Annotated in this window: 10 protein-coding genes and 1 pseudogene; 8 read left to right on the forward strand and 3 right to left on the reverse strand. The window is 61.6% G+C overall.

The features are described 5' to 3' along the window. Positions 1–36 precede the first annotated feature (36 nt). Positions 37–1,062 (forward strand): SGNH/GDSL hydrolase family protein, encoded by a 1,026-nt coding sequence (locus ACSC1S_RS21415; RefSeq protein ID WP_435366098.1) that lies wholly within the window; start codon positions 37–39, stop codon positions 1,060–1,062. A 35-nt stretch (positions 1,063–1,097) separates the two neighbouring features. On the opposite strand, the gene ACSC1S_RS21420 is transcribed toward ACSC1S_RS21415, so the two are convergent. Both ACSC1S_RS21420 and ACSC1S_RS21425 read right to left on the reverse strand, forming a co-directional pair. Next, complete coding sequence (locus tag ACSC1S_RS21420) at positions 1,098–3,347, reverse strand: NADP-dependent malic enzyme (RefSeq protein ID WP_435366099.1); 2,250 nt, start codon at positions 3,345–3,347, stop codon at positions 1,098–1,100. Between the two features lie 77 nt (positions 3,348–3,424). Beyond that, positions 3,425–3,649: pseudogene (locus ACSC1S_RS21425) on the reverse strand (family 4 glycosyl hydrolase); the annotation flags it as partial. Between the two features lie 60 nt (positions 3,650–3,709). On the opposite strand from ACSC1S_RS21425, the gene ACSC1S_RS21430 reads away from it, so the two are divergent. From ACSC1S_RS21430 to ACSC1S_RS21445, 4 genes are all read left to right on the forward strand, one after another. Then, positions 3,710–4,774, forward strand: a complete 1,065-nt coding sequence (locus ACSC1S_RS21430; RefSeq protein WP_435366100.1) for an alpha/beta fold hydrolase — start codon at positions 3,710–3,712, stop codon at positions 4,772–4,774. 269 nt (positions 4,775–5,043) lie between these two features. Next, positions 5,044–5,679 carry a rod-determining factor RdfA gene (gene rdfA / locus ACSC1S_RS21435; protein ID WP_435366101.1) on the forward strand — a complete coding sequence of 212 codons (636 nt, stop codon included), beginning with the start codon at positions 5,044–5,046 and terminating at the stop codon, positions 5,677–5,679. 1,468 nt (positions 5,680–7,147) lie between these two features. Further along, positions 7,148–9,052 carry a LamG-like jellyroll fold domain-containing protein gene (locus ACSC1S_RS21440; protein ID WP_435366102.1) on the forward strand — a complete coding sequence of 635 codons (1,905 nt, stop codon included), beginning with the start codon at positions 7,148–7,150 and terminating at the stop codon, positions 9,050–9,052. Between the two features lie 122 nt (positions 9,053–9,174). Beyond that, a complete protein-coding gene (locus ACSC1S_RS21445) occupies positions 9,175–10,551 on the forward strand; it encodes a hypothetical protein (protein ID WP_435366103.1) in 1,377 nt (458 codons plus the stop codon). A 111-nt stretch (positions 10,552–10,662) separates the two neighbouring features. Here the strand turns inward: ACSC1S_RS21445 and ACSC1S_RS21450 are convergent, their stop codons facing one another. Next, positions 10,663–10,860 (reverse strand): hypothetical protein, encoded by a 198-nt coding sequence (locus ACSC1S_RS21450; protein WP_435321025.1) that lies wholly within the window; start codon positions 10,858–10,860, stop codon positions 10,663–10,665. 157 nt (positions 10,861–11,017) lie between these two features. Between ACSC1S_RS21450 and ACSC1S_RS21455 the strand changes: the two genes are divergently transcribed. From ACSC1S_RS21455 to ACSC1S_RS21465, 3 genes are all read left to right on the forward strand, one after another. Further along, entirely contained in the window at positions 11,018–12,925 is a 1,908-nt protein-coding gene (locus ACSC1S_RS21455) for an ABC transporter substrate-binding protein (protein WP_435366104.1), read from the forward strand. A 144-nt stretch (positions 12,926–13,069) separates the two neighbouring features. After that, positions 13,070–14,074 carry an ABC transporter permease gene (locus tag ACSC1S_RS21460; RefSeq protein ID WP_435366105.1) on the forward strand — a complete coding sequence of 335 codons (1,005 nt, stop codon included), beginning with the start codon at positions 13,070–13,072 and terminating at the stop codon, positions 14,072–14,074. Positions 14,075–14,166: 92 nt separating this feature from the next. Beyond that, positions 14,167–15,177, forward strand: coding sequence for an ABC transporter permease (locus tag ACSC1S_RS21465; protein ID WP_435321022.1), 1,011 nt, complete (start codon positions 14,167–14,169; stop codon positions 15,175–15,177). Positions 15,178–15,181: the final 4 nt, after the last annotated feature.

Genomic DNA, 15,181 nt, shown 5'->3' on the forward strand with positions numbered 1-15,181 from the left:
GATATCTACATGGTCCCGGATGTCGACTTTGCCACCATGCAGCACGACGAGCTTGACTTCCACAACGTGGGCGAGCTATGCGAATCAGATGACAGGGACGGTCTCCGTATCCAGCGCGTTCCCGAATCGGTGCGTCAGGGGTTGAACGAGGGAGCGCAGAACCGGATGCGTCATCCCGCCGGGGTCGAACTCAGGTTCGTTTCTGAGGGACCCGTCGAGGTGACCCTCTCGACCATCCCTGTCTCGGGCGTCACCGAGGGAACGGTCCGTGTCTTCTGGGGACCCTTCCAGGGCTACGAAACCGTGACCGTCGGTGAGGACCCCACGACGATTCGCGTCTCGTCCCCGGAGAAACTGGAAACCATCGAACCCGATGTACGCGACGACCTCGCGTTCGACCCGCATGTGTGCAGACTCCGTCTCCCCGGCGAGCACCGCGGCGGGCACATGGTCTACCACGGTGTCGAGGGTGACGTTCGTCCACCCACGCCGGACGAACTCCCCGACAGGCAGTATCTCGCCTACGGAACGTCCATCACGGAGGGCGAGGCCCCGGTCGCAGAACACCTCACGTACGCGAGCCAGACGGCTTCTCGACTGGATGCAGAGCTCATCAATCTCGGGTCCTGTGGCACCGCCTACTGTGACCCTGCGATGGCGGAGCACATCGCGAACCGGGACGACTGGGACGTGGCGACTCTGGCGCTCTCGGTGAACATGGTCGGTCGCTTCTCCGTCGACGAGTTCCGCGAGCGGGCTGCAGCGATGATCGAGACCGTCGCGTCGAACAACCCGGAGAAGCCCGTCGGCGTCATCACCATCTACACGAACGGCCGGGACGTGTGCACTGACCACCCGGAAGGCGAGCTCTGTGAGCAGTTCCGGGAGGCGCTTCGCGCAGTGGTCGACGAATCGTCACAGCAGAACGTCCACCTGTTGGAGGGGCCCGACATCCTCGATGGTATCGAGGGCCTGACTCCTGACCTCACCCATCCCGGTGACAACGCGATGATCCGGATGGGTGAGAACCTCGCGGCCGAACTCGAAGCGCTGCTGTCATAACGAAACCGAGCAGGGTTGCCAGTGCAACCCGGGGACTACTCTTCCTGGGCGTCTGCCACGGCAACGCCAGCGAGGTTGACGATGTCTTTCACTTCGTCGCCCCGCTGGAGGACGTGGACCGGTTTGTCCATCCCGACGAGCATCGGCCCGATGGCCTCCGCGCCGCCGAGACGCTGGAGGAGTTTGTAGCCGATGTTCCCCGCTTCGAGGTTCGGAAAGACGAGGATGTTCGCTGGTTCGTCCAGGTCCGAGAACTCGTACGTGTCCGTGAGCATGTCCTCGATGACGGCGGTGTCTGCCTGCATCTCGCCATCGACCGGGAAGTCGACAGTCTCGTCCTCACGGAGCATCTCGGCGGCTCGACGGGGCTTTCGCGTCCCGTGGTTGTCGACGCTCCCGAAGTCCGAATACGAGAGCAACGCGACCCGTGGGTCGACGTTGAACTCCCGGGCGAGGTTCGCGGTCTGTCTCGCGACCCCTGCCAGCACCTCGGCGTCGGGGTCCTGGTTGACGGTCGCATCCGCACAGAACACGACCCGGTTCTTGAACGTCAGCATGTATACGCCGGCGACGTACTCGGCGTCCGGCGCGGTCCCGACGACCTGCAGTGGCGGCCGCAGCGCCGACGGGTAATGGTTCGTGAGGCCGGTGAGCATCGCGTCGGCCTCCCCCAGCTCCACCATCACACTGCCGAGGTATGCCTCGTCACGGACGAGTTCGGTCGCTTCCGTCCGAGTGATCCCCTTCCGTTTCCGGAGTTCGTACAGCCGTTCCGCGTAGGGCTCGAGGTCACAGTCCAGTGGGTCGATTATCTCGGGGGAGAACGAGAGCCCGAGGTCGTCTATCGTCCGCTCGATGCTGGTGCGGTTCCCCAGAAGGACAGGGTCGGCGATCCCCTGGTCGACCAGCTGGTAGGCCGCACGGATCATCTTCTCGTGCTTCCCCTCGGAGAGGATGACCCGTTTGGGGTCCGACTTGGCCTTGTTGAGGACGACGCGCATCATCTCGCGGGATTTCCCGAGTCGCGCCTCGAGCTCCTCTACGTAGGCGGCCCTGTCGAGCGACTCGTCGCTCGCGCCGCTCTCGACCGCCGCTTCCGCGACAGCCGGAGCGACCTCGAACAGGACGCGGGGGTCGAGCGGCTTCGGGATGATGTATTCGGACCCGAACTGGAGGGGCTGGTCACCATAGGCTTTGACGACCGCGTCCGGGACGTCCTCGCGTGCCAGGTCGGCGAGTGCCTCGGCGGCGGCGATCTTCATCTCCTCGTTGATCTCGTTCGCACGAACGTCGAGTGCGCCACGGAAGATGAACGGGAACCCGAGGACGTTGTTGACCTGGTTCGGGTAGTCCGAACGCCCGGTGGCCATGATGACCGTGTCGTCGCGTGCCTGTTTCGCTTCCTCGTAGCCGATCTCCGGGTCGGGGTTCGCCATCGCGAACACGATGGGGTTGTCGGCCATCGAGCGGAGCATATCCGGGGAGACGATGCCGCCGACAGACAGGCCGACGAACACGTCCGCGTCCGCCATCGCGTCGGCGAGGTCGCCTGCGGGAACGTCCTGTGCGAACTCACGGGTGTACGGGTCGAGGCTTCCGTCATCTGCCCGGGATTCGGTGATGATGCCGTCGATGTCGCACATCGTGATGTTCTCGCGTTGCACCCCGAGCGAGACGTAGAACCGGGCGGTCGCGGTCGCTGCTGCACCAGCGCCGGCGAAGGTGACCGAAAGGTCTTCGAGCGCTTTCCCCGCGATATCCGCCGCATTGAGCAGGGCTGCCCCGGAGATGATGGCGGTACCGTGCTGGTCGTCGTGGAACACCGGAATGTCCATCCGGTCCCGCAGGGTCCGTTCGATCTCGAAGCACTCGGGGGCCTTGATGTCCTCCAGGTTGATGCCACCGAACGTCGGTTCCATGGCTTCGACGTGCTCGATGAACGCGTCCGGGTCGGCGTCGAGCTCGATGTCGAAGACGTCGACGTCGGCGAATCGCTTGAACAGCACACCCTTGCCCTCCATGACCGGTTTGGACGCGGCCGGGCCGATGTCGCCCAGGCCGAGGACGGCCGACCCGTCGGAGATGACGCCGACGAGGTTCCCCTTCGTCGTGTACTTGTAGACGTCCTCGACGTGTTCGGCTATCTCCCGGCACGGTGCGGCGACACCCGGCGAATACGCCAGTGAGAGGTCGCGTTGCGTGCTGGTTGGTTTGGTCGTGGAAATCTCTACCTTCCCGGGCGGTTCCCGGCTGTGATAGTCCAGCGCGTCCTGTGATGGGTCCATACAGTGGATAGACAGAGCGTTCGATAAACTTGTTGTGGTGACACCGGTCGTTTCACAGTCAGGAGCGACGAACGTCAGTCGCCCGGCGCGTCCTCGCGGTCCATCACCGGGTTCCCCAGTTCGGCGTTCCTGCTCGCGGCCTCGTGGTCCACGTCGTACAGCGCCACCTGTCCCGCCAGGTCCGCACACTGGCCGAGGTCGTCGATGAGTGTGTGCGCCCAGCCCGCACTGCCGCCGCCGATGTAGCCGATTGTGATGTCTCCGGAGACGAGCGACTCACTATGGGCTCGCAAATCGGGCATACGATGGGAAGCGGGTTCCGGGTGCAAATAATTATGCGCCGTGGCATCCATCTGGGCACAATGCGGAACGATACGTTCGACGCGGGTCGCTGGCGGGACCGCCTGTACCACGACACCGAGCGCAAGCACGGGTTCGACGGACAGACCGGTGCCGCATTCACCGCCTGGCAGGACGCCTTCCGGGAGGACCTCCGACGCGTACTCGGACACCATCTCATCAGGGAGAACGCCCCCTCGGCTGCCGACCCGAAACAATGTGACAAGGAGATGGGCTCGGGGTACGTCCGACAGGAGTGGACCATCCAGACGGAGCGTGGCGTCCGCGTCCCGTTCTATCTGTTCCTGCCGACCGCGGTCGAACCGCCGTATCCCGTGGTGCTCGCCCTGCACGGCCACAACGAGACCGGCAAGGAACTCCCTGCAGGCGAGTGCCAGGACGACGCCCAGCGGAAGGAGGTGCGCGAAGAACGTCGGGATATGGCGGTGCAGGCCGTCCAGCGAGGGTATGCCGCACTCGCGCCCGACATGCGCGGGTTCGGGGCTCTCGCGGACGCTGCCGACAGACTGTCGGGAGACCGGGCGTGTACGGCCCTCCAGAAGCAGGCACAGCTGTACGGGCGCTCGCTCGCCGGGGAACGCGTCTGGGACACGCTGCGACTCCTCGACTTCGTGGAGGAACAGTCGGAGTTCAACACCGACCGCATCGCCGTGACGGGCCACTCCGGGGGTGCGGCTGTGGCGCTGTTCGCGGCCGCACTCGACGAGCGCGTCTCGGTCGTCGCACCGAACGCATACTTCTGTACGTTCAGGGACTCCCTCGTCGCCATCGACCACTGCGAGTGCAACTACGTGCCCGGCATCCTTCGCCTCGGTGAGCTATGGGACGTGGCAGGGTTGATCGCGCCACGCCCGGTGGGTATCACCACCGGGGCTGCGGACACCATCTTCCCGGTCGAGGGAACGCGGCGCGCGTTCGAGAAACTGCAGACGATATACGCCACGATAGGGGCGGAAGACCGGTGCGAGCTCCACGTCGGTGAGGGAGGGCATCGGTACTATCCGGACGGTGTCTGGCCGTTCGTCGCATCCCATCTGTCTAGTGACGCCGATTCAGCGAATGGATGACTCGATAGTCCAGTCCGGCGATTCCGGCTTATCGTACGCCCGTCGCGACCGCCACGCCTCGGTCGCACCGGGGTTCTCGAGGCGACTTCGAGGGTCCCAGTCGGGGAACACGGTCTCGCACGTGAAGTAGCTCGCCTGGTAGTCACCGAGGTCATGGCCCAGGCGATCCGCCCGTTCTGCCAGGGTCCCGGTCCGTCGGGTTGGTCGTGTCGACCAGCGTCGCGTGACCAAACCGTTTTCACCGCCATCAGCCTACAGGTCGAGTACCAATGGCCGACGACGGACGCGACGACGGGAACGCAACGGGAGCACGACCAGCCCGCAGAAGCAAGGTCGGGCGCGTCATCGAGGACCGCGAGCTCACGGGACTGGGCGCGGAGCTGGAGGCGTACTGGACCGGGTCCGGGGACGAACAGTACAGTCTCCGCGAGCTCGCGGACCTGTTCAACAGACGGGTGCTCCGGGAGGCGGTGCAGGACGCGAACGTGAACGTGCTCCAGGGCGAGATAGAGAACTTCTACGAACTGCTCACCGGGGACGACGTTACCGGCGGTTCGAGGGTCCAGACGGAGCGCCGTCTCGAACAGGAGGGCGTCGACATCGACCAGTTGAAGCAGGATTTCGTCTCGCATCAGGCCATCCACACCTACCTCACGAAGTACCGCGGCGTCGACCGCGACGAGGACGATACCGACCAGATCGAAAAGACACGGTCGACGCTCGACCAGCTCCGGAACAAGGTCCGGGCTGTCGGCGAGACGTCGATACAGACGCTGAAGAACACTGGACGACTCTCCATCGGCGAGTTCGACATCTTCGTCGATGTCCAGGTAACGTGTTACGACTGCCAGACGCAGTACTCCATCACCGAACTACTCGACCGCGAGCGCTGTGAGTGCGACTGAGAGGTACGGGCAACTGAGAGGTGAGAGCGACCGAGGATGAGTAGGACGGATGGGGAGTGCGACCGCGAGCGCATCGATGCGGCGACCTATTGCTCGACTTCGACGGCCTTCTGGCGGAGCCACGCGAACCCATCACTGTTACAACGAACCCGGTGACGTTCGCTACCACGGTTCCCCACACACGAACGTTACATCGGTATGTCTGTAATAGACGTCCTTGGTATGGGGTGGGTGTGGGTGGAAGAAAGCCCACGGACTGGAGCGTTGACACTCACGTCGGAAGAATTCCCACTATGGAGGATATGAACGGGCGACAACGCCACCGACACTGCAATACTGGCCGTCGTCGATGAGTCGCTGAGCGTGTCGCTGCCCCGCCTGGCAGCCGAGCCACGCGAACCCACCACTGTAACGATGAACCCGGTGACGTTCGCTACCCCAGTTCCCCACACACGAACGTTACATTACTATGTTTGTAATAGATGGCCTTGGTATGGGGTGGACCTGGGTGGAAGAAACCCCGACGGACCGGAGCGTTGACACTCACGTCGCGGGAACTCCCGCTATGGAGGGTGTGAACGGCCGACAACGCCACCGACACGAGTTCGCTACAGGGGAACGCTTCGTCCTGAGAGATTCGTAACAGGTCGCCGCTTGCACACTCCAAACGGTGCAGACTGGTCCTCTAGATGCCCGACATGGCCAGTTTTCTCCCCCACTCCTGCCGGGGTCGACGTCGAACGGGCCCAGTCTTATTACGACGACATCCATTCCCCGTGCCCTTCTCGGGAACGCATGCACATCGCTGTCGGGAATACACTAGCGTGACGAGGAACCGGTTTCAGACATCGAGTGCTGGTGGGTCCGATTACGGTCCATGCGCGCGTTGCCGGCGTAAGTAGGGTGTGAGACTGTGTCTGTTCAGCGGACGGATCCAGTCGAGTCAAATGCGGCGTGACCAGTGAATCCTCGTCGAGGCCGCCGGACATCTCGCTGGACGATGCTACCCCGACCCGGAGGATCTGTCCAGTTCGATGGGAGTCATGCAGCCCGAGCATCGCCAACTCAGCGAACCCGTCATTCCCTTCGGGACCAGCGAGTGCGACTGGGAGATCGACCACTGGGGTCGCTTTCCCGACCGTAACACGAGTGAAGGGATGGGTTCTGCGTATCAATCAGACCGATCTCGTCGCTTCATGCCGAGAGACTGCAGTCTGTCGCGTTGGCGCGAAATACCGCCAAACGGCCGAAAGATTTAATATCTATACTACGCGCTTTGTTCACGGGAATCATGAAGAAACATCGTCGACAATTCCTGCAAGCGTTGGGTGCAGGTTCGATCGCAATGGTCGCTGGTTGTTCCAGCGGCAACGATAGTACTGACACGGCAACTGATACGGCAACCCAAGAAGAAACGACGTCCGGGGATTCGACGGACACAGAGACGGAGAAGGGTTCCGAGGGTAGCATGGAGATCACGCCAGATTCGGTCATCCACCAGACGGCCGGTGGTGAAGACATCTGGGACAAGATCGACAAGGGCCACTTCTTCTACACCAAGCACAGTGGTGACTTCGACGTGCGCGTGCAGGTCTACAGCGTCGAGCAGGGCGTCAGCGAGTACGCCAAGGCCGGAATCATGTTCCGGAATTCGATGGACCCGGGCGACGTGCACGTCATGTCCCGACGTGGACCGGCTGGCAACTCGAACGTGCAGTGGCGACCGGAGAAAGGCGCAGAAGCTGGTAGTCTGACGTCTGACATCGGCGAAGGGAAGGCCCAACTCGACAATTACTTCTGGTCCTGGCATCGGCTGGTGCGAAAGGGAGATACGATCGAGTTCCACGTCAGCAGTGACGGCGAGGAATGGCAGCTGATGGCCGAGCTGACTGGAGACGACGTTGCGCTGGCAGACGAAGGGTACCTCGGACTCGCCGCGACGAGCCACAACCGCGCGAAGAAGGCCAATTTCTACTACCAGGGATTGGAAGGAGTCACCCCGGCCGAGTCGGGGGACCTGGACGGACCCATCCTGTCGGGTAGCGTCGAAGTGCTCGGCGAAATGCCGAGCGACGTCGAACCGCCCGCAGAGCCCGAACCCGCAGCCGAGAAGGTTGCTCACTTCACCTTCGACGGCGATCAGATCACGGACCAGGTCTCCGGTAACACCGGTTCGATGGGCGGCGGCGTCGAAACGGGCGTTGGCGGCGTGAACGGCAGCGCGTTCAAGTTCAACGGTGAGGACGGCTACGCGACGTTCCCCGGGACGGCCCTCGACGCCGAGCAGGCGACCGTCACCGGTTGGTTCAACGTGAGCGAGCACCAGGAGTGGTCGCGTGTGATTCAGGCCGGCGGCAGTTACGAAGCCAGTCCGGGCGAGGCGAACGGTGGCTGGGACCTCGGCTTCGAGGGGCCGACGAACAACCTGGCCGTCACCACCTACGGGTCGCAGAAGGTTCGTCCCACCAAGCACCAGATCGACTACGGCAAGTGGTACTTCGTCGCACTCGTCTTCAACGGTGCAAACGTCAGGATGCACCTCTTCGACGCGAATGGCGAGGTCGCGACCGTCGAGAACGCGCAGGAAGGTCGTGGGATCAACGGCGAAGCCCCGATCACGTTCTTCGCTGGCGACACCCACTACACCGCCGGCATGATCGACGACGTCCGCGGCTTCAACGGCCCGCTCTCGAAGGACAGGATCACGAGCATCTACGAGGAATCGGCTGGCGGGATCCCGCAATCCGTGCCGTCGGCTGACGTGCACCTCACCTTCGACGGCGACCAGGTCACGGACGAAGTCTCCGGTGACACCGGCTCGATGGGCGGCGGCGTCGAGACGGGTGCCAGCGGCCAGGCCGGCAGCGCGTTCAAGTTCAACGGCGAGGACGGCTACGCGACGTTCCCCGGGACGGCTGTCGGCGGCGAGCAGGCGACCGTTGCCGGCTGGTTCAACGTGAGCGAGCACCAGGAGTGGTCGCGTGTGATGCAGGCTGGTGGCAGCTACGAAGCCAGTCCGGGCGAGACGAACGGTGGGTGGGACCTCGGGTTCGAGGGACCGACGGCCAACCTGGCTGTCACTACCTACGGGTCGGAGAAGATGCGCCCCACCAAACACGAGATCGAGTACGGCACGTGGTACTTCGCCACCGTCGTCTTCGACGGCGCGAGCGTCACCTTGCACCTCTTCGACGAGGATGGCAAGGTCACGACCGTCCAGAACGAGCAGGAGGGTCGGGCGGTGCTCGACTCGGCTCCGATCACGTTCTTCGCTGGCGACACGCACTACACCGCCGGCATGATCGACGAGGTCAAAGGATTCTCGACCGCACTCTCGGCCGGTCAGGCAGAGCAGCTCTACAATAGCTACTAGGCGGTCGACGAGCCGACGTCGACGCTTTCGTCATCTTGTTTCTTTCTCTCGGCGCTGAGTGACCCCGCTCATAACAGTATTTCAACAAAATCTATTTATGTTGTGTTACTGTGCTTTACCGTATGCCTGAGGATGACAAGGCTGGGGAGCACTCAGTTTTCACACGGCGTCGGTGGCTCGCGATGTCCGGCGCTGGGATGGCTGGGATGTTAGCTGGCTGTTCGAGCGGTGGTACGAATACGGAGGAGCCTACGGAGACGACGACCGAGGCACCACCAACAGAGGAACCGACGACAGAGGAACCGACGGCGACGGAAGAACCAACGGAGACCAATAAAGCACAGGTCCCCGAGGGGGAGCCGCCGCAAGACGCCGGGTCCTACTTCAAAGTGGACTCTGGGTTTGCCGATCCTGCGCCGTGGCTGGAGTCCGAAGACGTCTCGGTGTACAAGGTCACGGAACCGACCCGAGAAGCGCTTGCAAACGCCGTCAACAATTCCGGCCCGCGGGTTGTCGTTTTCGAGACGAGTGGCACCATCGACCTGGGTGGCGATTGGATCCGAGTGACGAACGACAAGCTATGGATTGCCGGCCAGACGGCGCCCTCCCCGGGCATCACCCTGACCAAGGGGCTTCTGCAGTTAGCGGCGAACGATTGTGTCGTCCAGCACATCAGGTCCCGCCCGGGCGACGAGGGTGCCGGAGGCAATCCATCGGAACTCGATTCGGTCGACACCGCAGACGGCACCAAGAACAACATCATCGATCACTGTTCGGCCTCGTGGTCGACCGACGAGGTGCTCTCGGTCGGATACAATACCGAGAACACGACGGTGTCGAACTGCATCGTCTCTGAACCCCTGAACAACTCGCTGCATCCGAAAGGGACGCACGCGTACGGTTCACTGACCGGGAACAACGCGAAGAACGTCGCGTATCTCGGCAACGTCCGCGCGCACGCCAAAGCTCGGAACCCCCGACTCAAGACGGGGACGGAGAGCGTCGTCGTCAACGAGACGGTTTTCGACTTCAAACGGGCGGTCAAACTCGACGACGACAGCTACTCGGCGGTTGTCGGCAACACGTACCTTGACCCCGAGTATTCCTTCGAACCGACCATTCGAAACGGTCACGTCTATCTCGAGGACAACGTCTTCCGACCGGAAGGGACGAAGAAAGTCTCCGACGATCTGGAGGAACTCGACGAACCCCCGGTCTGGCCGGAGGGACTCGAAGCGATGGCCGCCGAGAAGGCCCACGAGGAAGCCCTCGCCAATGCCGGTGCTCGACCAGCTGATCGGACCGCGTACGAGGAACGCATCATCAAGGAGGTCACGAACAGAGAACCTACGAAGGGGTACATCGACAGTCAATCCGAGGTCGGTGGCTATCCCGAACTCGAGGAGAACACCCGTTTGCTACAGGCGCCGGATTCGGACCTCCGGAACTGGTTGCAGTGGCACGCCCTGGCCGTGGAAGATTCCGACATCAGTGTCTAAGCGGCGTCGCGTTTCCAGGGGCCGGTCGCTTCCGCGCTAGATAGATGGTGTCGCCAGACGTCTTTCTCGAAGGTTCTCACTCGACTACCGCGAACAGTTGGTGTGGTACGATCACTTGAATGGCGTCCATCGAAAATAGATTACAGCGGCACTCGCGACGGTCGAGACCACGATGGGCACCAATGCCAGTTGTGCGACCACGTAGGACCCACTCCCCGGTTCGACGAACAAGAGCGAGAGGCCAAGGAGAAGGAAGAACGTGATGTTGAGTCCGATGATCATCTTCGACGCGGACTGGATATCAACCATACAATCCGAATATGGCTACGCAGTATTTACTCCATTTGTCCGGTTTCAATAAATAAACTCGATGACAGTCCGCGGGCGATACTGCCGTTTCGGCTGGCGGTGACGAACCCGGCAATATATATCCAGTTGCTATTGTGTGAGAAAAAGCAGTAGATATATGCAGTTCGGCAGCCCTCCCCTAGCCATGCCAGATTCTGAGAACTGGCGGAACGCAATCAGCCGACGGAAGGCGCTTCAGGCGGCAGCCCTCGGTGGAGCCAGTCTGATCGCAGGGTGTAGTGGTGGAAACAACGGCTCGGGTTCGAACAATGACGAAGCCCCGGTAGACGGTACCAGCAGTGGGGACGGTACCACGGTCTACGACGCGGAGTTCGTCGAGCTGGACCGACAAGGGACGCCGCCGATGAAGCGGCACTTCAACCCCTGGAACCCTACCAACAACGGATGTTGGTTCCCGGGACAGGCCGTGTTCAACAGTTTGGCGAAGTACGTCCCGGCGTCCGACGAGAACATCCCGCTTATCGCGAAGTCGTGGGAGATGCCCGAGGAGAAGGTTCTCGAGGTCGAACTCAGTGACGAGTACACGTGGCACAACGGCGATCAGTTCGTCGCTGCCGACTGGGCGACCCAGTACCAGATCCAGAAGAACCTCGCCGAACTGCAATCGGAGGGCGAAGGGAACGCGTCCATCTACGACAGCATCGAGGCGACGGACGACACGCATCTCCGAATCAAGATAAATTCCAATCTGTCGACACGGCGGGCCGTCATGAACACGATCGCGGTGCATAACGGCACGCACAGTTACGGGGTCTTCACGAAGCACGACGCCGAACCGTGGGCGACGTGGCGAGACACCTTGATGAACGGATCTGAAAGTGAAAAGCAAAGCGTTGCGGAGGAGATCTCGACGACGGCAAAGCCGAAGATCCAGAACGCGATCGGTAACGGTCCGTTCCAGGTCGACCAGGTCGGCGACCAGGAGATCATCCTCAAACGGTACGAGGACTATCCCAACGCCGACCAAATCAACTTCAAGAACTACACGTACTGGATCCCCCCCAACACTGGGCAGGTCTTCCAGCCGTTCGCGAACAATGTCGTTACGGCGACGTCCAAAGGGTTCCCTGTTCAGAACGCCCTGAAGAAGCAACTCCCGGAGAACACGGAGCTGTTCCGTGAAGGCCTCTCCGCGAACAAGTTGTTCGCGTTCAACATGGGACATCAGGTGGAGGATTCGATAGTCAGCAACCGGCACGTCCGGCGTGCCCTCCTCCACGTCTTCGACCGTGAAGGGGTCAAGAACCTCCTGACGGGCGTCAACAGTATGTACGAGTGGCCATCCTGTCGGATCCCCGGGAAAGTCATGGAAGACGAAACGCACCCGTCGGCGAAGTTCGTCAAGGAGAACTTCGAGCAATACGGCGATGGCGATACCGAGCGCGCGGCCAAAATCCTTCGAGAGCAAGGATTCGAGAAGAACAGCAACGGCGAGTGGCTGACCGACAGCGGCGAACGATTCGAAGTGGAGATGCTCAACGCTGCCAACCGGTCGGACTTCGGGATCTGGATCCAGCAATTGAAGGATTTCGGCGTGAAGGTCACCCAGGAGAACATCGACTCCGCGACCTTCGACGAGCGCCGGAAGAAAGGCGACTACGACATCATTCCCGACGGCTCGTCGGCGAACGGCGTCTTCGCGATGTGGACGGAGGATCTGGTCGTCAACTGGCTCCTCAAGACGCTCCTCCACGGCCAGGACGAATACGACATTCCGATGCCAATCGGAGACCCGAGCGGATCCGGCGGAACGAAGACGATCAGTATCTCCGAACACATCGCGCAGTGGATGGTGACGGACGACGAGCAGTACCATCACGAACTGATGTGGTGGTGGAACCAGTTCGTTCCGGAACACGAGAACATGTATCGACCCGACGCTGGCGCAATCAACACGACGAATTTCAACTGGAAAGACGTGCCAGACTCGGTCGTCAACGGCAGTGCGAATGCGCTAACGCTGTCGTTCAAGATCGATGGTGGCTCCGTCGCGTACCAGCCCTGAACGTCGGCCCCTACCGATACTTCGAGTTCTGTAGCGAACCCGGTCCACACCCTTCCTTCGACGAACCTTGCGACACTCCCGCGATTACGTAACCTCACGACCAAAACATTGATTAAAGAGGTCGGGGGATTATTAGAGAGACACATGGCAAACATTGACTGGCGTGTGAGACGCATCGGGCAGGCGATATTTACAATCTGGGCCGTAATCACGTTGACATTCACCTTCATCCGCGTGATGCCGGGGAACCCACTCGGAGCGCTGCGTCTGAAACTCATCCGTCAGGGGATGGAACCGACCCAGGTGAACGCCCTCATCGAGAAGCGGCTCACCATCGATCCGACCCAACCGATTCCACTCGCGTACGTCGACTATATGATCAGTTTCATCCAGGGGAATCTCGGTCATTCGATATACTACGACCGGCCAGTCATCGACGTCCTTGCCGAAGCCATCCCGTGGACGGTATTCGTCCTGGGATGGGCCGTGTTAATCAGCTACACCATGGCGATCGTCATCGGCGCGACCATGGGGTACTTCGAAGGTGGGAAGTTCGACGTCTCCATGTCCGGGGTGGCAGTTGTCCTCGGTTCGATCCCGTTCTACGTCTTCGCGATCTTACTGCTCATCTTCCTGTCGTACAGATGGGGCTACTTCCCAACCGGCGGGCGGTATCCGACCGGGACGTCGCCCGGGCTCAACATACCGTTCATAACCGGCGTCATGCTACACGCGGCCCTCCCGATACTGTCGTACGTCGTGATTTCGGGGTTACGTGCACTCGGGATGCGGGGGAACAGTATCCGCGTCCTCGGCTCGGACTACCTCCGCGTGGCGAGGCTTCGCGGCCTCCCGAATCTGACGATTACGACGCAGTACGTCGGCAGAAACGCGATGTTGCCGATGTATACCTCCTTCCTCATCAGCGTCGGACGGATGTTCGGCGGGTCTGCAGTTCTGGAGGAAGTGTTCACGTACCGTGGGCTGGGCTACTACATGTTGCACGCGCTCTATCAACGAGACTACCCGCTCCTGATGGGTGCCTTCTCGATCATGACGATTGCCGTGGTACTCACGCTGGTCATCGCGGACATGACCTATCCGCTGATCGACCCGCGGGCAGGAGGTGGTAGCGATGAAAGTTACTGAAAACATGACTTGGAACGACGACCGATCGCATCGGCAAGAGACAGCGTCCGAAACGAGGGCACGGACAGCGACGTCCTTCGGGGTGAACGCGAATGAGTGAAGATTCCGGCGTCCTGTCGACCGACGACAGTACCGTGAGCTCGCCGTTCGAAATCACGTCGGACATCGAGGAGTCGCGCAGCGAGCGGCTCCGGAAGCTCTACGACACGTACGTCCACGCGCCCTTCGAGATCATCTGGAGCGACTGGCGAGCGCGTATCGGGGCTGGAATTCTCCTGATTTATCTCCTGATGGCCATCGTCGGCCCGTACGTGGTCGACCCGGTACGCACCGGCGCAGGCGGTGCACTCGTCCAGCCATTCCAGACCTCCGAATTCCCGCTCGGAACCGACGACATGGGCCGGGACCTCCTCGCGATGACGGTCTATTCCACCAGACCCATGCTCATCATGATGTTCTCCGGGGCGATCATGACGATCGCGGTCGGTACGGGTGCCGGTGCAGTCGCCGGTTATCGCGGTGGGTGGATCGACACCATCGTGAGTTCGATCACGGACATCTTCATCAATATCCCCGGGTATCCGCTCGTGATGACGCTCTCGCTCCTGCTGCCGATTTCGGGCAACCCCGTCCTGATCGGGATTCTCATCAGTATCATGGCGTGGGGTGGCCTCTCGCGGAAGATGCGCTCACAGGTCCTCACGCTCCGCAACGAGTCCTTCGTCGAGGCGTCACGGTCCATCGGACAGCCCTCCCACCTCATCGTCTGGAAGGACATCCTGCCGCACCTGATGCCATACGCGATGATCAACCTGGCCAGTACCGCACGGCGGATCATCTTCACCGCTGCCGGGCTGTACTTCCTCGGTATCCTGCCCTACGGTGACCCCAACTGGGGCGTGATGCTCAACCGCGCCTACCAATCTGGCGCATTCTACCGCCCGCAGGCGATGCACTGGTTCCTCCTCCCGGCGATCGTGATCATCGTCATCGGGGTTGGCCTGGTGCTGCTGAGTCAGTCGCTCGACCGGGTGTTCAATCCCCGGGTGCGGGCGCGTCACGAGAAACGAACGGACAGCACGTCACCGATGGATGAACTCTGAGGTA

Source organism: Haloarchaeobius pelagicus (genome assembly GCF_051207375.1).
Taxonomy (GTDB): domain Archaea; phylum Halobacteriota; class Halobacteria; order Halobacteriales; family Natrialbaceae; genus Haloarchaeobius.